This is a genomic window from Paenibacillus chungangensis, from assembly GCF_042675905.1.
GTDB lineage: Bacteria > Bacillota > Bacilli > Paenibacillales > Paenibacillaceae > Pristimantibacillus > Pristimantibacillus chungangensis.
On sequence record NZ_JBHTJZ010000014.1, the window covers coordinates 52777 to 72681 of the forward strand.

Consider the following 19905-nt stretch of genomic DNA (forward strand, 5'->3'; position numbering starts at 1 on the left):
TTGAAGAAAGCGCTTCATTAGTTGCGTTCGTGTTCCATTATACCATCCCTGTCAGCTGACTACGCGTTGAATCCGGCATACCACTCATTAATCGCTTTTAAAGACTCCGCTCCTCCAAGACTATTCCATTTGTCCACATACTCATCAAAAGCTTCCAGAGGCAGTGCCCCCGTAATGATTTTGATATAATATTCATTTGTCAAATCGGTCAAAGTTTGTGTATTTTCCACGACTTCCTCAATCGGGGGCGCAAAATTGGTAATTTCCGTATAAGTCGAATAGTCCATAATCGGGAAGTAGAACGGCGCGAAGCCTTTCAGCGTTACCCGATTCAAGAAGTTTTTCTCCGAGTCCCAGAGCTGGTAGTAGATGCGATAACGTATGTTTTCCGCCGCTTCGGTAGCCACGACTACATCGTTCTCAACGTTATAATGATTGCCTTCCCAGCCGTAAGACACGACATTCAAAACATCCTCCGCCATGTAATTGTTAATAAATTGGACAGCTTCCTTAGCCTTTGCACTTGCTTTCGGAATAAGCATGTATACGCGGACAGGAGTGTTCTTCTGATAACCGAATTGACCGTTCGCGCCTACTGGCGGATGAATCAGCTCCATCTTGGCATTCGGGTTTTTCTCAAGAAAGGCTTCTGTAATGACCTTGGCATTAACCCAGTCCATCGTCGCCATTGCCGCACCACCGCTGACCATCTTCTCCTGAAGATTCGGAAGCTTATTGACCGGATATTCGCGATCCAATATCCCTTCTTCATAAAGACCTCTCATATAAGTTAAAAACTCCTTCGCATACGGTTGCGTATAGGTGTGAACGACCTCATCACCCTCCACCACATATTTGGCGCCTAATCCGAATGCTCCCGAGAAGCTGCTAATATTGCCGAATGCATTGCCATCGGCGGCTCCGCCTAGCATCGGAATCATTTCGGGCTTCTTCTCCTTAATGGTTCGTAGCGCAGTCGTATATTCCTCCAACGTTTTCGGAATCGCCAGACCAAGCTCCTCCAGCACATCCGTTCTGACAAGCATGCCGGAGGTAGCCCTCTGATTTTGAGGAACGGCAATGGCATGGATGCTGCCGTTGTAAGTCACGGCCTGCCAGGTCTCATCGGGAACCGTCTCCATAATCCGTGGTCCGAACTGTTGCAGCACTTCATCAAGCGGGGTGAGCAGACCTTGCTGGGCCAGATTGGCATAGATATCTTTGCTTCCCGTAATAATCAAGTCGGGCGTATCCCCGGAAGCCATCATAATATTGATTTTTTGTTCGACGTTCTCCTTCGGCTGCATCTCCCATTCCACATCGAATCCTGTTTGGTTCTCGATATAGTCAACTATCTCGTTCTGATTCAGATCCGTTCCCGCAGGGAACTCTTCAACGTTGGATGGAACGTATATGCTAAGCTTTGGTTTGCTTGCTTCCTTTTTTGAGGGATCTTGCTTTCCGTCTGTCGACGATCCGTCAGCTTGACCCGTTGACGGACTATTTGTATTACCGCTGCATCCCACAATTAAGATCATGACCAGCAATATCATCCACACCGCATGAAGCTTACTGTTCCGGTTATCATACAATTTCAATTTCATTACCTCCCAATCCCATCTTGTTTTTTTATTGCTTCACAGCTCCGAGCATTACGCCTTTGACGAAGTGCTTCTGAAGGAAAGGATATACCAGCAAGATTGGCAACGTGGCCGCTACAACCGTCGCGCCCCGAACCGATTCCTGGGCGGTATTCATCATCAGGTCCATATTATTGACGTCGACACTTGTCGCGTTAATGATGACTTCTCTCAAATAAACTTGCAGTGGAAACAGCTCGTGATTCGTGATATAGATCAACGCATCAAAGTACCCATTCCAATATTCAACGGCGTAAAACAAAGAAATTGTCGCAATCGAAGGCATGGCCAGCGGAATCATAATCGAAAATAGAATGCGAAAATGAGATGCCCCGTCAATCTTCGCTGATTCCTCCATACTATCCGGTATATTATAGAAATAGAGTCGCATAATGATCATGTTGAACGGGGCGACAAGCCCCGGAATAATGAGCGCCCATAGCGAATTAAGAAGCCCAACCTCCTTCACGACCAAATAGGTTGGAATAATTCCGCCTCCGAACAGCATGGTGAAGATAAACAGGAACATTAACACATTCTGTCCCTTAAGCCGCTTGCGGGATAAAGCATAGCCTGCGAAGATTGTCATCATGGTATTAATCGCCGTTCCCACAACCGTAATGAATACGGTATTGCTGAAGGAGCTCCAGAACCTTCTGCTGCCAAGCACGATCTCATACGCATTCGTGCTGAATCCTTTCGGCCATATAAAAACCTCTCCTGCCAGCACATAAGAATCGCTGCTGAACGATTTTGCCGTAATGTTGAGCAGAGGCAATAAACAAATAACGATGACGATACTAAGCAAAATATAATTGACAACGTCGAATACGACTTCGCCTCTCGTTCTTAATTTCATGGTGCGATGACTCCTTTATCCATCGATCTGTTCTTGGCCGTAAGGCTTACCATAATCCACGCTCACCGAATTTCTTGCTAATGGCGTTGGCCGCTATAATTAACGTTAGACCGATAACAGATTGGAAGAGATTAACCGCCGTGCTGAAGCTATATTTCATCTGACCCAGACCGACTCTGTACACATAAGTCCCCAACACATCTCCTACGCCGTAGACCATCGGACTATAGAACATGAGCACTTGCTCCAGATCATTCGCCAATGCCGCTCCAAGCCGCATCATAATAATGAAGACGATCACGCTTCGAATTCCAGGCAAGGTAATATGCCATATTTGTCTAAGCTTGCTGGCCCCGTCCATCCGAGCCGCTTCGTACAGTTGAGGATCGACCGCCATAATGGCGGCTAGGTAGATAATGGATGACCAGCCGCTCTCTCTGAAGGCTGAAGATACAACCAGCACCGCTCGGAAAAATCGCTCATCGCTCATAAACATAATGGGATCTATACCGATATACCCTAATAGCACGTTGACGATACCATTGGTCGGCGACAACAGGTTAGCGAAGATGGCACTGACAACGACCCATGATAGGAAGTGCGGCAAATAAGTAATGCTCTGACTAAATCGTTTGAAAACGGCGTGTCTGATCTCATTGATCATTAGGGCCAAAATAATAGGAATCGGAAATTGGAATACAAGCTTGTAAAAGTTAATCAGCAGTGTGTTGATAAACACGCTATAAAATTTCTCTGACTGGAACAACTCCTGGAAATGCTTCAGCCCCACCCACTTGCTGCCCATAACTCCTTCTAGCAAGTTATAATCCTTGAATGCAATGCTTGCCCCATAAATCGGAACATACTTAAAAATAAGAAGCACGGCAAGCGCAGGCAATAGCATCAAGTACAACTGATAATCCGATAACGTTTCCTTTAAAGAGCTTTTTTTGCTGCCTGCATTCATCAATCCGAAACCTCCCTTCTGCGGGTCAACTCATGTCGCAATCCATCCGCGGATGATACTTGGATTACGCCATTGTAAACCCTTTCATACGGTTGATGTAACTTATTATATAAGCAGCAACTTCATAAAGGTATACGACAATTTCACAATTTCGGGTAATATACCACGGAGTTGTTTTTCGGGCTCATTGAAGGACTTGCGATCTTCCATTTGTTTGCGTTTCCCCGTTAAACGCAAAGATCGGGGGTGCATCGCCCCTGGTCTTCCTACGTATACAGGAAAGGGGAAGTCTTCATGCCCGACCATAAAACTTTCGGGAAAGCCTGTTTTCGCAGGTCAATGTTTGTGTTATGCTGCTGTTGGCTGTGACCGCAATCTATCCCGTATATTATTCAGCGATTGCCTTAATCAGCGATGCGACGTCGTACATGACTCACCGCGGTCTGATGCTGCTGAATTACGGTGTCAGTCATTGGAATGCTTGGTTTCATGCGATGATATTCCTGCGCAGCCGCGAATTGTATTCGCTCCAATTGATTTTACGTGAAATTTTGATCTCCGGGGAAACAACGGGCATGGTGACGGGGACGGAAGCCAAGGACACTGCCATGCTCGGCGAAACGTTGAAGTACGCTGCAATTATGGTGGCTACAGTGCCGATTTTTTGCGTATATCCGTTCCTTCAACGTTTTTTGCCAAAGGCGCGCTTCTCGGAGTGGTGAAGGACTGATGTGCGTTGTACACAGGAGGTGCAAGAATGACATTATCAGACGCTTTGAATAATCTGGCTTTAGGCAAGACGGTGACGATTCAGCGTGGCGGAACGCTATTTGGTTACATAGCCCAGCATATAACGGATGGCCATTCTTCGACGATGTGGCGCTCATATGCTGCGGATATGCCTGCAACGCTGACGGCCGAGACAACGCTTGATTTGGGCGAGACCATGCTGTTCAATCAGATTGTATTGACCGAATACAAGCAATACGCTGTTCGGCTTATCGTGAGCATATCCGATGACGGAGATGTCTGGATTCCGGTGTATGATCGGGTACCCGCTTTCACCGAACGCTCGAACCGCAAGACGATGATAGAGGTAGATCATCTGGCCGCCCGGTATATTCGGGTCACGGCTCCGGATGCGATCTATGGGTTCGGTATATGCGAGCTTGAAGTTTATCACCAGACGGGGTTCTCCAGCATGATCGTCTGTACGGACCTGCATGGCGGCGAAGCGAGGGAGGTCCGGTATCCTCGCGACCAGTTCCACCTGTATTTGCTTATCGGACAGTCGAATATGGCTTCTAGAGCTCCTCTTGAAGACAGGGGTATTCCGGCACCGGACAGGGTCTATCTATTCAACGGCTTGAATCAATGGGAAGATGCGGCAGCCGGCCTCGTCGCCAACTACCCCGATAAGACGGAACTGCAAGGGCTGAACCGTTATTCTTCTGTGGAGTTGAAGAACAAGTCGAACGGACTTAGCCTAGGTACCGTGGCGGCGCGCGAATTGACAGACGCCCTCCCACATATTGCGGTCGGCCTGATCTCCAACGCCCGGGGGGGCACATCGCTTGCCCAGTGGCAGAAGGGCTGCGGTACCTGGCTATATGAAGAGGCTGTGCGCCGGACGAAGGAAGCGATGAAGAGCGGGACGCTGAAGGGGATATTATGGCATCAGGGGGAGTCAGACGTTGGACATGCCGACTCCTATTTATCCGACTTGAACGCTATCGTTGTCAATCTGCGCGCCGATCTAGACATACCCGACGTACCTTTTATTGCCGGACAGATTATGCCGGGAAAAAGCGATACGTTCAACGCGATGCTAGAGTCGATCGGACAGACGATTGCACATGCCGACTGGGTATCGAGCTGCGGGACGGCTTCGATCGGGGACGGATCACATTTCGACGCCGCCAGCCAACGTCTGCTCGGCAGGCGCTACGCCGGCAAGCTGTGGCCGATGGTTTACGCCGACATGGCGGTGACGGAACTGCCGGAGGAATAATCCCTCCTGCCGCAGCCCATAGACCGTTCAGTGGCAGTCGGCATCAGGTTATTTTGCGGAAGTAGACCGTTTACCTGGTGAGGGGCGGTCTATTCTTGTTCAATAAAGGCTTGCTGAACCTTAATACCGGCTGCATACTCTGGAGGCGCACTCGTATGCGATTCCGTCAGTTTAGTGTTGGCTGCATACACTGGAGGCGCACTTGTATGCGATTTCGTCAGTTTAGTGTTGGCTGCATACACTGGGGGCGCACACGTATGCGATTCCGTCAGTTTAGTGTTGGCTGCATACACTGGGGGCGCACTCGTATGCGATTCCGTCAGTTTAGTGTTGGCTGCATACACTGGAGGCGCACTCGTATGCGATTTCGTCAGTTTAGTGTTGGCTGCATACACTGGGGGCGCACTCGTATGCGATTTCGTCAGTTTAGTGTTGGCTGCATACACTGGAGGCGCACTCGTATGCGATTTCGTCAGTTTAGTGTTGGCTGCATACACTGGAGGCGCACTCGTATGCGATTCCGTCAGTTTACTGTTGGCTGCATACACTGGGGGCGCACTCGTATGCGATTTCGTCAGTTTAGTGTTGGCTGCATACACTGGGGTTGCTCTCACATGCGATTCCGTCAGTTTGGTGTAGGATTCCAACAATCCGGCTCGCATGTATCTATCCACTAGCTGATCGTATTCAACTCGATTTGAATAAACACTGTATCAATAAAAAAACACCCCCTCACACCAAGCGAAACCTGCTGCTTAGTGTGAGGAGGTGTTCCAAAACATTAACGAGCAAAGCTGGCGGCAATGCCACCAGTGCTACTTATACGAGCGCCTTCGCCGCGATATCCGTGCGGTTCTGCTTGCCCTCGAACTGAATGACGCTGACTGCTTCATAAGCGCGGGCGCGCGCTTCCGCGATATCGCGGCCGAGGCCGACGATGCCAAGGACGCGGCCGCCGCTGGTGACGATGTCGCCGTCCTTCTGTGCCGTACCGGCGTGGAAGACGAGCGCGCCCTGTGCTTCCGCCTCCGCAAGGCCGGTAATGACGCGGCCCTTCGGATAAGAGCCAGGATAACCCTCGGATGCCGCTACGACGCATACCGCAGCCTCGTCGCTCCACTGGATGTCCAGATCGGCCAGTCTGCCGTTCATGGCCGCCAGCACGATATCGACGAGATCTGTCTTCAGACGCGGCAAGACGACCTGCGTCTCCGGATCGCCCATGCGAGCGTTGAATTCAATCGTCTTCGGACCGTCCTTCGTTATCATCAGTCCCGCGAACAGCACGCCGCGGAACGGACGGCCTTCGCTGACCATCGCCTTCGCGGTCGGAATGATAATATTCTCGATCGCATCATCGACAATCGACTGCTCAATATGCGGCAGCGGCGTGTATGTACCCATGCCGCCCGTATTCGGTCCCTTGTCGCCATCGAATATGGGCTTGTGATCCTGCGCCGGTACCATCGGCTTCACCGTCTCGCCGTCGACGAACGCCAGAATGGACATCTCCTGTCCTTCCAGGAATTCCTCGATCACGACTTGATTGCCCGCTTCGCCGAACACCTTGTCCACCATAATGGAACGAAGTGCCGCCTCCGCTTCCTCCATCGTTGCAGCCACAGTTACGCCCTTGCCCGCCGCAAGGCCGTCGGCTTTAATGACGATCGGAGTAGATTGCTCTCGCAAGTAAGCGGAGGCCTTCTCGAAGCTTGTGAACGTTTCGTATTTTGCCGTCGGGATATTGTACTTCTTCAGCAAGTCCTTCATGAAGATCTTGCTTCCTTCAATCTCCGCCGCGAGCTTGTTCGGTCCGAACGCCGGTATGCCCGCCGCTTCGAATGCATCCACGATGCCGTCGGCGAGCGGATCGTCCGGTCCCACGAATACGAGATCGATGGAAGAATCCCTCGCGAAGCTCGTCAGCTCGTCGAACTGGTTCACTGCGATCGGTACGCACTCTGCAATACTGGCAATCCCTGCGTTGCCCGGCGCGCAGAACAGCTCCTTCACCTTCTCGCTCTTCTTCAGCGCCCATACGATCGCATGCTCGCGCCCGCCGCTTCCGATAACCAATATACGCATCTTGCAAGCCCCCTTAATAGAATATGACCCCGCCCCTAACCACCGACCCGATGCGGCCAATGGCAAGAGGCGAGCCCTCAGACATATTAATGTTTAAAATGACGTACGCCCGTGAACACCATCGCGATATTATGCGCATTGGCCGCCGCGATGGACTCCTCGTCCTTTATAGAGCCGCCCGGCTGAATGATCGCGGTAATACCCGCCTTCGCCGCCAGCTCCACCGTATCGCCCATCGGGAAGAACGCATCGGATGCCAGCGCAGCTCCCGTCGCCTTCTCACCCGCTTGCTCGATCGCAATGCGCGCTGCGCCGACACGGTTCATCTGACCAGCGCCGACACCTACCGTCATATCGTCCTTCGCCAGCAGGATCGCATTGGACTTCACATGCTTCACGACCTTCCAGCCGAATAGCAGCTGCTTCATCTCTTCTTCCGTCGGCTTGCGGTCCGTGACGACCTGCAGATCGGCCTCGTTCAAGCTATGCACGTCGCTCTGCTGCATCAGCATGCCGCCGTCTACAGATGTAACCAGCCATTCCGGCTTGCGCTCGGCCGCTGCGGACAGCTCGCCCAGCTTCATGAGACGAATGTTTTTCTTCTTCATCAGAATGTCCAGCGCCTCCGGCGTGAAGTCAGGAGCAATCACAATCTCCAGGAAAATGCTGCCCAGCAGCTCGGCCGTATCCGCGCCAATCGTGCGATTCGCCGCGATAATGCCGCCGAAGATGGACGTAGGGTCCGCTTCGTACGCTTTCTGATATGCCTCATGGATGGTCGCTCCGATGCCTACGCCGCAAGGGTTCATATGCTTCACAGCGACGACAGCCGGCTCGTCGAATTCCTTCACAATTGCCAGCGCCGCATTGGCGTCGTTAATGTTGTTATAGGACAGCTCCTTGCCGTGCAGCTGCTCCGCCGTCGTCACATTGCCGGTAGCGGCCAGCGGCTTCTTGTAGAACGCCGCCTGCTGATGCGGGTTTTCTCCGTAGCGAAGATCCTGCACCTTCTCGTAAGTGACAGTGTAGGATTCCGGCAGCGGCTCACCGTTCAGCTTGGACAGATAGTCGGAGATCAGCGCATCGTATGCGCCGGTATGACGGAACACTTTCGCCGCGAGGCGCTTGCGCGTCTCTAACGTCGTGTCTCCTCCGGCCTTCATCTCCTCGACAACTGCGCCGTAATCTCCGGCGTCTACGACAACCGTAACGAAAGCATGGTTCTTCGCCGCGGAGCGAAGCATAGTCGGTCCGCCGATATCGATGTTCTCGATCGCGTCCTCATACGTCACATCCGGCTTCGCAATCGTCTCTTTGAACGGATACAGGTTGACGACGACCAGATCGATGTAATCCAGCCCCAGCTCCTGCATCGCCTTCTGATGCTCTTCATTGTCACGTACAGCCAGCAGGCCGCTATGCACAGCGGGATGCAGCGTCTTCACGCGTCCGTCCATAATCTCGGGGAAGCCTGTCACATCGGAGATGCCGATAACCGGCACGCCTTCCTTCTGCAGCAGATTGAAGGTACCTCCCGTTGAAATGATTTGCACGCCCTGATTCGCCAACTCTTTCGCAAATTCCACAATGCCCGTCTTATCCGATACGCTAATTAACGCTCTGCGAATTGCCATTCCATCGTCCTCCTTTATTAACTGAACCTATATTTATTCCTCAATCCGCACATGGCGACCGTCCAGCTTCACACGGCCATGCGCGATATGCTGGATGACGCCGGGCAGCAGCCGCTGCTCAGCCGCATGAATGCGCTCCGCCAGCGACTCCGTCGAATCGCCCTCCAGCACCTCGACAACCTGCTGCGCAATGATGGGACCGCTGTCCAGTCCGCCATCGACGAAGTGAACGGTCGCTCCCGTCACCTTCACGCCATACTGCAGCGCCTGGCCGATGCCGTCCACACCGGGGAAGGCCGGCAGCAGCGAAGGATGAATGTTGATCATCCGGCCGTAGTAAGGCTCCACCAGCACGGAGGTGATGATCCGCATATAGCCTGCGAGCACGATCAGCTCTACGCCGCGGCGCTCCAGCTCGGCGATAATCTCTCCCTCGTAGGCTTCGCGGGACGGATAATCCTTCGGCTTGAAGACGAAGGCCTCCACTCCGGCCCGCTGCGCCCGCTCGACCACCGGCGCCGACGGCCGGTCACAAACAAGAAGCTCGATGGACACATCGAGCTTCCCCTCCCGCACGGCATCGGCAATCGCCTGGAAGTTCGTCCCCTGACCCGATGCGAATACCGCGATTCGAAGCTGAGACATTAGACTTCCGCTCCCGTGAACGTCACGGCCCGGCTTCCCTCTGTCACCGTGCCAATGCGGTACGCCTGCTCGCCAAGACCGCTCAGCACCTGCAGCGCTTCCTCCGCTTGATCGGCAGGCACGACGACGATGAGGCCGATGCCCATATTGAATGTGGTGAACATATCGCGATTCGTAATCTCGCCCTTGCGCTGCATCAGCTCGAAGATCGGCAGAATCGGCCATGCGCCATACTGGATGTCCACATTAACACCATCCGGCAGCACGCGCGGAATATTCTCGATGAAGCCGCCGCCCGTAATATGCGCCATACCCTTCACCTGAACAGATTCGATCAGCTTCAGCGCTTGCTTCACATAGAGGCGGGTTGGCTCCAGCAAGACGTCGCCAAGCTTCGCTCCGCCGAGCTCCTCCATCTCCTGATCCAGCGAGTAGCCGGCTTCTTCAAGCAATAGTCTACGCACAAGCGAGAAGCCGTTGCTGTGAATGCCGCTGGAGGCAAGACCGATGACAGCATCTCCAGGCGCAATCGTGGAGCCGTCGATCATTTTCTTCTTGTCGACGATACCTACGGTGAAGCCCGCAATATCGTACTCTTCCTCCGAATACATGCCCGGCATCTCTGCCGTCTCTCCGCCGATCAAGGCGCAGCCGGACTGCACGCAGCCTTCGGAGATTCCCTTCACAATCGCCTCGATCTTCTCCGGCACCACCTTGCCGCATGCCAGATAGTCGAGGAAGAAGAGCGGCTCCGCTCCCTGCACGATAATGTCATTCACGCACATGGCCACCGCATCGATCCCGATCGTGTCATGCTTATCCATGGCGAAAGCAAGCTTCAGCTTCGTACCGACGCCGTCCGTGCCGGATACGAGCACAGGCTCCTCATATTTATCCTTGTCCAGGCCGAACAAGCCGCCGAAGCCGCCCAGGTCGGTCAGCACCTCGGGACGGAACGTCCGCTTCACATGCTTCTTCATCCGTTCGACCGCTTCATTGCCCGCGGCAATGTCGACGCCTGCTTTTTTGTACGCTTCTGACAATTTGGTCAACTCCTTCATATCTTTAGGTTCTTCAAGTTACTTGGAACCATGATTCACTTAACAGCTGCAGCTCTTATCCGATTCCGCGTTCACAGGCGTCGGATAATCATTGTCGAAGCAAGCCAGGCACATCCCGCGATTATACGCGCCGTCGTTGCCCCCTACGGAATCCACGAACCCTTCATCGCTTAGAAAAGACAAGGAATCCGCGTTGATCTCACGCCGAATCTCTTCCACCGTGCGGTAAGAAGCGATCAGCTCCTTGCGATCCGGCGTATCGATGCCGTAGAAGCAAGGGTTCTTGAACGGCGGTGAAGTAATCCGCACATGAACCTCCGTCGCACCCGCTTCACGCAGCAAATTGACGATCCGTCGCGACGTCGTGCCGCGGACGATAGAATCGTCGATCATGACGACACGCTTGCCCTCCACGACCTTGCGGACTGCCGACAGCTTCATCTTCACGCCCTTCTCCCGCAGCTCCTGGGAAGGCTGTATGAAGGTTCGTCCGGTGTACTTGTTCTTGATCAGACCAAGCTCGTAAGGAATGCCCGTCTGCTCGGCATAGCCGATCGCCGCGGAGATGCTGGAGTCAGGCACGCCCGTCACGACGTCCGCGTCCACGAACCCTTCGCCAGCGAGCTGTCGCCCCATCCGCTTACGCGCAGAGTGAATGTTGATGCCGTTAATGTCGCTGTCAGGCCTTGCAAAATAAATATATTCCATCGCGCAAGTCGCTCTACGCTGCTCTTCCGCATAACGTTCCTCGCGAAGGCCGTTCGCATCCAGAATAAGCAGCTCGCCCGGCTGGACGTCGCGCGCATATTCCGCACCAATCGTCTCGAATGCGCAAGTCTCCGACGAGAATACGTAGCCATCGCCAAGCCGTCCCATGACGAGCGGACGCAAGCCGTGCGGATCAGAGGCGACCAGCAGCTTGTCGTTCGTCATGATCAGGAAGGCGAAGCCGCCAACAAGCTGCTGCAGCGCTTCCTTCGCCGCCGTCTCGAAGTCCTTCGACGAACGCGCGATCAGATGCGCGATAACCTCGGTATCGCTGGACGTCTGGAAGATGGAGCCGCTAAGCTCCAGCTCGCGGCGGATCGCCGGCGCATTGACGATATTGCCGTTCGTCGCTATGCCCAGATCGCCGTCGCGATAGCGGAAGATCAGCGGCTGGGCATTGCCCAGATAGCTCTCTCCAGATGTGGAATAACGCACATGTCCGATCGCTCGATCCCCCTGCAAGCTATCCAGACTGTCCTTGTCGAACACTTCCTTCACCAGACCCATGTCACGGTGGTAGCTGAATTTATTCCCGTTCGCGGAATCCACTGTGCAGATGCCCGCGCTCTCTTCCCCACGGTGCTGCAGCGCATGAAGGCCGTAATAAGAGAGACCAGCGGCGTCAGGGTGTCCGAACACCCCGAACACGCCGCATTCCTCTCGTAATTTATCGAATATATCGTCGCGCCCTATGCCCTCATTATAATGAGAGCCTGTCCACAGCAAGGGTTGCTTTACTTCATCAGACATGGAATCGCATCCTTCCAGACCTTCTCCAGATGTTGGACCGGCGCATGGATGCCGGATTTGCCGTTGACGTTGATGGTCAGGTTGCTTCCCGTTACCGTTCCGACCTTCTCGTGAGCGACGCCTTGCTCTGTCAGCCAAGCCGCCAGCGCTTCCGCTTGCTCCGGATTCGCCGACAGCAGAATGCGCGATTGCGATTCACTGAACAGCAGATGGTCAGGACGCAGGTCCGAAGTCAAGGATACGTCAGCACCCTTGCCGCCGCTAATGCAAGACTCCGCCAGCGCGACAGCGATGCCGCCCTCCGACAGATCGTGTGCAGATGCGACCAGCCCCTTCTGGATTGCGCCAAGCACCGCTCCTTGCACCCGCTTCTCCACATCGAGATCGATAACGGGAGGACGGCCGGATGCCGCTCCGTTCATCACATACTGCAGCTCGCTTCCGCCGAACTCCGCCTTCGTCTCCCCGATCAGGATGATGACGTCGCCTTCGGACTTGAAGCCTTGCGTCATAATATGATCGGTGTCGTGCACCAGTCCCACCATGCCGATCACCGGCGTCGGATAGATCGCGCCCTTCGCGTTCTCATTGTACAGACTGACGTTGCCGCCGATCACCGGCGTATCCAGCTTCACGCAAGCTTCGGACATGCCGTCGGCAGACTTCTCCAGCTGCCAGAATACGTCCGGCTTCTCCGGGCTGCCGAAGTTCAGGTTGTCCGTAATGGCCAGCGGCTCCGCGCCGGAACAGACGATGTTGCGCGCCGCTTCCGCCACCGCAATGCGGCCGCCCATCTCAGGATCCAGATAGACATAGCGCCCGTTGCAATCCGTCGTCATCGCCAGACCCTTGCGCGTGCCGTCGATTGTGACGACTGCCGCATCGGAGCCCGGACGAACAGCTGTATTGGTGCGAACCATGTAATCGTACTGATTGTATACCCACTCTTTGCTCGCCACAGTCGGGGAAGCAAGCACTTTCTCCAACGTGCCGTTCAGATCAGTGATCTCAGCGAAGCCTGCTGCATCTACAGCGGCGTTATCTCGATAATATTGCGGCTCAGCGGACGGCTGATTGTACACCGGACACTCGTCGACGAGCGCTCTCACCGGCATATCCGCCACCTGCTCGCCTTGATGGATCAAGCGAAGACGGCCGTCGTCCGTCACCTTGCCCACTTTCGCACAGATGATGCCCCACCGATTGAAAATCTCCATAGCCTGCTCTTCATGCTGCGGCTCGATGACGAACAGCATCCGCTCCTGTGACTCCGACAGCATCATCTCGTACGGCGTCATGCCCGTCTCGCGCTGCGGCACCTCGTCCAGATACAGCTCCAGACCGTTGCCCGCCTTGGACGCCATCTCCGCGCTGGAGCAAGTCAGACCCGCCGCGCCCATATCCTGAATGCCGAGCACGATGCCGGAATTGATCAGTTCCAGCGTCGCTTCCATAACCAGCTTCTCCATGAATGGATCGCCGACCTGCACCGCGGTACGCTTCTCTTCCGATTCCTCGGACAGCTCTACCGATGCGAACGTCGCGCCATGAATGCCGTCGCGACCAGTGGCCGGGCCGACATAGAATACCGGGTTGCCGACGCCTTTGGCTACGCCGCGCTGAATCTTGTCGTGATCGATCAGGCCGACACACATCGCGTTGACGAGCGGATTGCCCTCGTAGCTCTCGTCGAACATAACCTCGCCAGCTACTGTCGGGATGCCGATGCAATTGCCGTAGCCGGCAATGCCGCTGACGACATTTTCGAACAGGTACTTGACGCGATCATTGTTCAGATTGCCGAACCGCAAGCTGTTCAGCAGGGCAACCGGACGTGCGCCCATGGAGAAAATGTCACGAATGATGCCGCCTACGCCAGTCGCTGCGCCTTGGTAAGGCTCAACCGCGGAAGGATGGTTATGCGACTCGATCTTGAATACGACCGCTTGATTGTCGCCAATATCCACGATGCCCGCGCCTTCGCCAGGCCCCATCAATACGCGCGGCCCGGTGATCGGAAACTTCTTCAGAATCGGCTTGGAGTTCTTGTACGCGCAGTGCTCAGACCACATCACGCTGAATACGCCGATCTCCGTATAGTTGGGCTTGCGGCCCAGGAAGCCGCAGATCAAGTCATATTCACTGTCGGACACGCCGAATTGCGTGTAGATCTTCTGTTCGGCAATTTGCTCTGCCGTCGGTTCCTTAGCTGTTAATTGCTGCGCCATGTTGTTCCCTCCATGCATTCAGAATCGATGTGAACATCCGCTTGCCATCTTCCGATCCCAGTAACTGGCTTACTGCACGCTCCGGATGCGGCATCATGCCGACGACGTTACCGGCCTTGTTGGAGACGCCCGCAATGTTATCTACAGAACCGTTCGGATTGGTGTCGCCCGCGTAGCGGAATACGATCTGGTTATTGGCTTTCAATTCCGCGAGAGTCGCCTCGTCGCAATAGTAGTTGCCTTCGCCGTGGGCGATAGGAATATCGATAATCTCGCCTTGCGAGTATTGATTCGTGAACGGGGTAGTATTGTTCACCACTTCAAGCGACGTGCCGTGGCAGCGGAACTTCAGTCCCGTATTGCGAATCAGCGCGCCCGGCAGTAATCCTGCCTCCGTCAGTATTTGGAACCCGTTGCAGATGCCGAGAATATATTTACCTTGCTCTGCAGCCTTCTTCACTTCGTTCATGACATCCGCGAACCGAGCGATCGCGCCGCAGCGCAAGTAATCGCCGTAAGAGAAGCCGCCCGGCACCAGGATGGCGTCGTAAGCGGACAAGTCCGTCGCGGTGTGCCATACATAGTCGACTTCTTGCCCGACTGTAGACTCTACCGCCTTGTAGCAGTCGATGTCGCAGTTGGAGCCTGGAAATACAAGTACCGCAAACTTCATCGCCTTAACCCTCCAGTTCGAATCGATAGTCTTCTACGACGGTGTTCGCCAGCAGCTTCTCGCACATTTCCTTCAGCTTCGCTTCCGCTTCCGCGCGGTCGTTCGTATCTAGCTCAACCTCCAGATATTTGCCGATGCGGACCTTGGATACTTCGTTGAAGCCCATCGAGTGAAGCGCGCCTTGCACTGCAGTTCCTTGCGGATCCAATACGTTTTCCTTAATCGTGACGTAGACGGTTGCCTTCATAATAGCCTCCTGAGTATGGTTGTATTTGAAAGTAATGAGTTACTTGAACGACTTGCTCTCCAGTGTATGCGGCATACACTAAGCTGGCTCGTCCACACCTTTTCGGCGCTCCATTGTATGCGGCATACACTAAGTTCGCTCGCACCTTTCCGGCGCTCCAGTGTAGGCTACCTACACTATTTTCGCTCGCTCGCACCTTTTCGGCGCTCCAGTGTATGCGGCATACACTAAGTTCGCTCGCTCGCACCTTTTCGGCGCTCCATTGTATGCGGCATACACTAAGTTCGCTCGCTCGCACCTTTTCGGCGCTCCATTGTATGCGGCATACACTAAGTTCGCTCGCTCGCACCTTTTCGGCGCTCCAGTGTATGCGGCATACACTAAGTTCGCTCGCTCGCACCTTTTCGGCGCTCCAGTGTATGCGGCATACACTAAGTTGGCTCGTCCGCACCTTTGCGGCGCTCCAGTGTATGCGGCATACACTAAGTTGGCTCGTCCGCACCTTTTCGGCGCTCCAGTGTATGCGGCATACACTAAGCTGGCTCGTCCTCACCTTTTCGGCGCTCCAGTGTATGCGGCATACACTAAGTTGGCTCGTCCGCACCTTTTCGGCGCTCCGGTGTATGCGGCATACACTAAGCTGGCTCGTCCGCACCTTTTCGGCGCTCCAGTGTAGGCTGCCTACACTATTTCGGATCGTTCGCGCCTTTAAGGCGCTCCAAGCTATGAATCATCCCCTGCAGCATCCTGCACAGTTACTTTCCGAGCTCCAGACGATGTGCCCTGCCTTAGAGCCGGCTATACAGCTACTTTTCACTCTCCAGGCTATGATTCCTCGCCTGCAGCACCCACATCACCCCGGCAGCGTGCCGGAGCACACTATCGCTACTTCAGTTCGGAGCCGCTCAAGCGGCGGTAAATCTCGCGATAGCGGGCCGATGTCGCCGTAACGACCGTCTCCGGCAGCGGATCGGGCATGCTGTTGCGATCCCAATCGGTGCCCAGCAAGTAAGTGCGCACAGGCTCCTTGTCCATGCTGTCGATCTCCACATCCAGCTCGTAGTTCCCTTCCGACCAGAAGCGCGAGGAGTCCGGCGTGAAGATCTCGTCGATCAGAATGACCTTTCCGTCGATCAGCCCGAATTCGAACTTGCAATCGACCAGAATAATGCCCCGCTCCTTGCAGTAGTCGTGCGCGTAACGATACAACTCTAAGCTGCGGTCACGCAGCTCTGCCGCCTGTTCCGCGCCGACCAGCTCTTCCATCCGCTCGTACGGGATGTCCTCGTCGTGGCCGACATCGTTCTTCGCGGCCGGAGTGAAGATCGGCTCCGGGAACCGCTCGTTCTTGCGCATCCCTTCTGGCAGCGCAATACCGTTAATGGCGCCCGACTGCACGTATTGCCGCCAGCCGCCGCCGGTAATGTAGCCACGCACGACGCATTCGATGTCGATGCGCTTCGCCTTGCGCGTCACCATGACGCGGTTTTTCAGCAACTCCGGCTCCGTCACCAGATCACCCAGCTTCTCCACATCGGTATGCACGACATGATTAGGAAGTATCTCATTCGTTCGGCTGAACCAGAATGCCGCCAAGGAATTCAGCACATTGCCCTTGTCCGGCACGGCAGGCTCTAATACATAATCGAACGCCGAGATGCGGTCCGTTACGACAATCAGGTAATGCTCGCCCAGATCGTACAGTTCACGCACTTTTCCTTTATACACCAGAGGAGCTTTCACATAATCAACAGCCGTGGTTATCGCCTGCGGTTGCACTGTCATGAGAACTCTTCCCCCTTAAATTAATTCAAGCCCAAACGGTCGAAAATCGTATCCACATTCTTCAGATGCCAAGCCGGATTGAAGCAATCTTCAATTTCTTCCACAGAGAGGACCTCTGTAATTGCCGCTGTTTCTTCTATAATAGAGCGGAACTGTCGCTGCTCCTCCCAAGCTTGCATCGCGCGCGGCTGTACCGTGTCGTACGCCTCCTCACGGCTGAAGCCCTTGTCGATCAACTTCGTCATAACGCGTCCGGAGAACGGCACGCCGTAAGTGGCGCTCATGTTGCGCTTCATATTGTCAGGGAATACCGTTAAGTTCTGAATAATGTTGCCCAGACGGTTCAACATATAGTTAAGCAGCATCGTCGAATCCGGCAGGATGACGCGTTCCGCCGACGAATGGCTAATGTCGCGCTCATGCCACAGCGGTACATTCTCGTAAGCCGTCAGCATATGGCCGCGGATCACGCGTGACAGACCGGACATATTCTCGCAGCCGATCGGATTGCGCTTGTGCGGCATCGCCGATGAGCCCTTCTGCCCCTTCGCGAATGGCTCCTCCACCTCGCGGAACTCACTCTTCTGCAGAGCGCGAATCTCCGTAGCGAACTTGTCCATCGACGTCGCAATCAAGGCTAGCGTCGCCATGTACTCTGCATGGCGGTCACGCTGCAGCGTCTGTGTCGAGATGGGAGCGGCCGTAATGCCCAGTTTGTTGCAGACGAACTCCTCCACGAACGGGTCGATATTCGCATAAGTGCCGACAGCGCCGGACATTTTGCCGAACTCTACCCCCTTCGCTGCATGTTGGAACCGCTCCAGATTGCGCTTCATCTCTTCATACCAGAGCGCCATCTTCAAGCCGAACGTCGTCGGCTCGGCATGGACGCCATGCGTCCGTCCCATCATCGGGGTATCTTTATACGCAATCGCCTTCTCGCGCAGAATGCCGATGAACCGCTCGATGTCCTTCAGCAGGATCTCGTTCGCTTGACGAAGCAAGTATCCCATCGCCGTATCGACCACATCGGTGGAAGTAAGTCCGTAATGCACCCATTTCCGCTCAGGCCCGACCGTCTCCGATACAGCGCGTGTGAACGCAATAACGTCATGGCGCGTCTCCTGCTCGATCTCGTAGATGCGCTCAATATCGAAGCTGGCGGACTTGCGCAGCGCAATCGTATCTTCCTTCGGAATAACGCCAAGTTCGGCCCACGCCTCGCATGCGCACAGCTCCACCTCAAGCCAAGCCTTATATTTGTTCTCCTCTGTCCATATCGCTCTCATTTCCGGTCTGCTATAACGATCCAACATATGCCCTCACACCTTCCAAGCTTGAGTTTCCTGTTCCCAAATCCCTGTATTCTCAACCCACTGCAGGGCATCCTCAACGGTGGTCGCCAGCACGTTCACGTGACCCATCTTCCGCTTCGCGACAGCATCCTTCTTCCCGTACAAATGCAGCTTCGGCTCGACGCCCAGCGCCTCCGCTCCGGAATCCTTGCAAGCGATCCGCTTCAGCACCGGCTCAACATGCTGGCCCAGCACATTGACCATGACCACCGGCGTCATAAGCGACGGATCGCCAAGCGGGAGACCGCATATCGCGCGAATATGCTGCTCGAATTGGGATGTGCGGCATGCTTCCATTGTGTAATGACCGCTGTTGTGCGGACGCGGCGCCAACTCATTGACGTACAGCTCGCCGCTCTCCGTCACGAACAGCTCTACCGCGATGAGGCCGACGACGCCGAGCCCCTCCGCGATCCGTATCGCCAGCTCCTCCGCCTTGCGTTGCAGCTCGTCTTCGATTCGCGCAGGCACGACGGACAGATGCAATATATTTTCGACGTGAATATTTTCCGCAGGTGGGAAAGCTTTTATTTCCCCTTGCGCGCTTCTTGCCGCAATAACCGATATCTCCTTCCGGAAGGCGATGAACTGCTCCAGGACAAGCTCGGTGCCAGCCCGAGACAACGTCTCATACGCCTCGTCGATCTCCGACTCCGAGCGAATAACCCATTGGCCCTTGCCGTCGTAGCCGCCCGTCGCCGTCTTCAGCACGCAAGGCGTGCCGAAGGCGGACACCGCCTCACGCAGCTCGTCTGCGTTGCCAATCTCGCGGTACGGCGCTACCTGTACGCCCGCCGCTTCAATCGCACGCTTCTCACGAAGCCGATGCTGCGTCGTATACAACAGGTGGCTACCTTGCGGTACATACGATTCCGCCATCAGCATCGCCGCGACGCCCGCGTCTACATTCTCGAACTCGTATGTGATAACGTCGGCACGCTCCGCCAATTGCCTTGCGGCCTCGCGATCGTCATATGCGGCTTCGATCTGCCGCGCCACCTGACCGGCCGGAGCCTCCGGCGTCGGATCCAGCGCGATGAAGCGATAGCCCATCGCGCTTCCCGCTTGCGCCAGCATGCGCCCCAGCTGTCCGCCGCCAAGCAGCCCGATTGTGCTGCCGGGAAGCAGCACCGGCGCAGCTTCAACGCCTCCAGCTAGCGACATCTTCTCGCCCGTGGCACGATCAACAGGTGCAGG

The 19905-nt window shown here is 54.9% G+C and carries 16 protein-coding genes; 2 read left to right on the plus strand and 14 right to left on the minus strand.

Going from position 1 to position 19905, the window contains the following annotated elements:
- Positions 1–59: 59 nt before the first annotated feature.
- From ACFQ2I_RS12350 to ACFQ2I_RS12360, 3 genes are read right to left on the minus strand one after another with little or no spacing between them, the layout of a single operon-like run.
- Positions 60–1598 (minus strand): extracellular solute-binding protein, encoded by a 1539-nt coding sequence (locus ACFQ2I_RS12350; protein ID WP_377564556.1) that lies wholly within the window; start codon positions 1596–1598, stop codon positions 60–62.
- Between the two features lie 31 nt (positions 1599–1629).
- Positions 1630–2499 (minus strand): carbohydrate ABC transporter permease, encoded by an 870-nt coding sequence (locus tag ACFQ2I_RS12355; protein WP_377564558.1) that lies wholly within the window; start codon positions 2497–2499, stop codon positions 1630–1632.
- A gap of 46 nt (positions 2500–2545) precedes the next feature.
- Positions 2546–3466, minus strand: a complete 921-nt coding sequence (locus ACFQ2I_RS12360) for an ABC transporter permease (protein WP_377564559.1) — start codon at positions 3464–3466, stop codon at positions 2546–2548.
- A 350-nt stretch (positions 3467–3816) separates the two neighbouring features.
- On the opposite strand from ACFQ2I_RS12360, the gene ACFQ2I_RS12365 reads away from it, so the two are divergent.
- Both ACFQ2I_RS12365 and ACFQ2I_RS12370 read left to right on the plus strand, forming a co-directional pair.
- The gene (locus tag ACFQ2I_RS12365) at positions 3817–4188 is read left to right on the plus strand and encodes a hypothetical protein (protein ID WP_377564560.1); all 372 of its coding nucleotides are present in this window, start codon (positions 3817–3819) and stop codon (positions 4186–4188) included.
- A gap of 35 nt (positions 4189–4223) precedes the next feature.
- On the plus strand, positions 4224–5477 hold the full coding sequence (locus tag ACFQ2I_RS12370; RefSeq protein WP_377564561.1) for a sialate O-acetylesterase: 1254 nt from the start codon (positions 4224–4226) through the stop codon (positions 5475–5477).
- A gap of 819 nt (positions 5478–6296) precedes the next feature.
- On the opposite strand, the gene purD is transcribed toward ACFQ2I_RS12370, so the two are convergent.
- The 11 genes from purD to purK form a co-directional block, all read right to left on the minus strand.
- Positions 6297–7562 (minus strand): phosphoribosylamine--glycine ligase, encoded by a 1266-nt coding sequence (gene purD, locus ACFQ2I_RS12375; protein ID WP_377564562.1) that lies wholly within the window; start codon positions 7560–7562, stop codon positions 6297–6299.
- Between the two features lie 86 nt (positions 7563–7648).
- Complete coding sequence (gene purH, locus ACFQ2I_RS12380; RefSeq protein ID WP_377564564.1) at positions 7649–9196, minus strand: bifunctional phosphoribosylaminoimidazolecarboxamide formyltransferase/IMP cyclohydrolase; 1548 nt, start codon at positions 9194–9196, stop codon at positions 7649–7651.
- A 33-nt stretch (positions 9197–9229) separates the two neighbouring features.
- Positions 9230–9841 carry a phosphoribosylglycinamide formyltransferase gene (purN, locus tag ACFQ2I_RS12385; RefSeq protein ID WP_377564565.1) on the minus strand — a complete coding sequence of 204 codons (612 nt, stop codon included), beginning with the start codon at positions 9839–9841 and terminating at the stop codon, positions 9230–9232.
- The gene (purM, locus tag ACFQ2I_RS12390) at positions 9841–10884 is read right to left on the minus strand and encodes a phosphoribosylformylglycinamidine cyclo-ligase (protein WP_377564566.1); all 1044 of its coding nucleotides are present in this window, start codon (positions 10882–10884) and stop codon (positions 9841–9843) included. The genes purN and purM overlap by 1 nt, the downstream gene beginning before the upstream one ends.
- A 57-nt stretch (positions 10885–10941) precedes the next feature.
- On the minus strand, positions 10942–12420 hold the full coding sequence (purF, locus tag ACFQ2I_RS12395; RefSeq protein WP_377564567.1) for an amidophosphoribosyltransferase: 1479 nt from the start codon (positions 12418–12420) through the stop codon (positions 10942–10944).
- Positions 12405–14648, minus strand: coding sequence for a phosphoribosylformylglycinamidine synthase subunit PurL (purL, locus tag ACFQ2I_RS12400; protein ID WP_377564569.1), 2244 nt, complete (start codon positions 14646–14648; stop codon positions 12405–12407). Before purL ends, purF begins: the two co-directional genes overlap by 16 nt.
- Positions 14626–15321 (minus strand): phosphoribosylformylglycinamidine synthase subunit PurQ, encoded by a 696-nt coding sequence (gene purQ / locus ACFQ2I_RS12405; RefSeq protein WP_377564571.1) that lies wholly within the window; start codon positions 15319–15321, stop codon positions 14626–14628. Before purQ ends, purL begins: the two co-directional genes overlap by 23 nt.
- Before the next feature lie 4 nt (positions 15322–15325).
- Positions 15326–15571 (minus strand): phosphoribosylformylglycinamidine synthase subunit PurS, encoded by a 246-nt coding sequence (gene purS / locus ACFQ2I_RS12410; protein WP_262679082.1) that lies wholly within the window; start codon positions 15569–15571, stop codon positions 15326–15328.
- An 882-nt stretch (positions 15572–16453) separates the two neighbouring features.
- Positions 16454–17353 (minus strand): phosphoribosylaminoimidazolesuccinocarboxamide synthase, encoded by a 900-nt coding sequence (locus ACFQ2I_RS12415; RefSeq protein WP_377564572.1) that lies wholly within the window; start codon positions 17351–17353, stop codon positions 16454–16456.
- A 20-nt stretch (positions 17354–17373) separates the two neighbouring features.
- Positions 17374–18669 carry an adenylosuccinate lyase gene (gene purB, locus ACFQ2I_RS12420; protein ID WP_377564573.1) on the minus strand — a complete coding sequence of 432 codons (1296 nt, stop codon included), beginning with the start codon at positions 18667–18669 and terminating at the stop codon, positions 17374–17376.
- A gap of 6 nt (positions 18670–18675) precedes the next feature.
- A complete protein-coding gene (gene purK, locus ACFQ2I_RS12425) occupies positions 18676–19872 on the minus strand; it encodes a 5-(carboxyamino)imidazole ribonucleotide synthase (protein WP_377564610.1) in 1197 nt (398 codons plus the stop codon).
- Positions 19873–19905 lie beyond the last annotated feature (33 nt).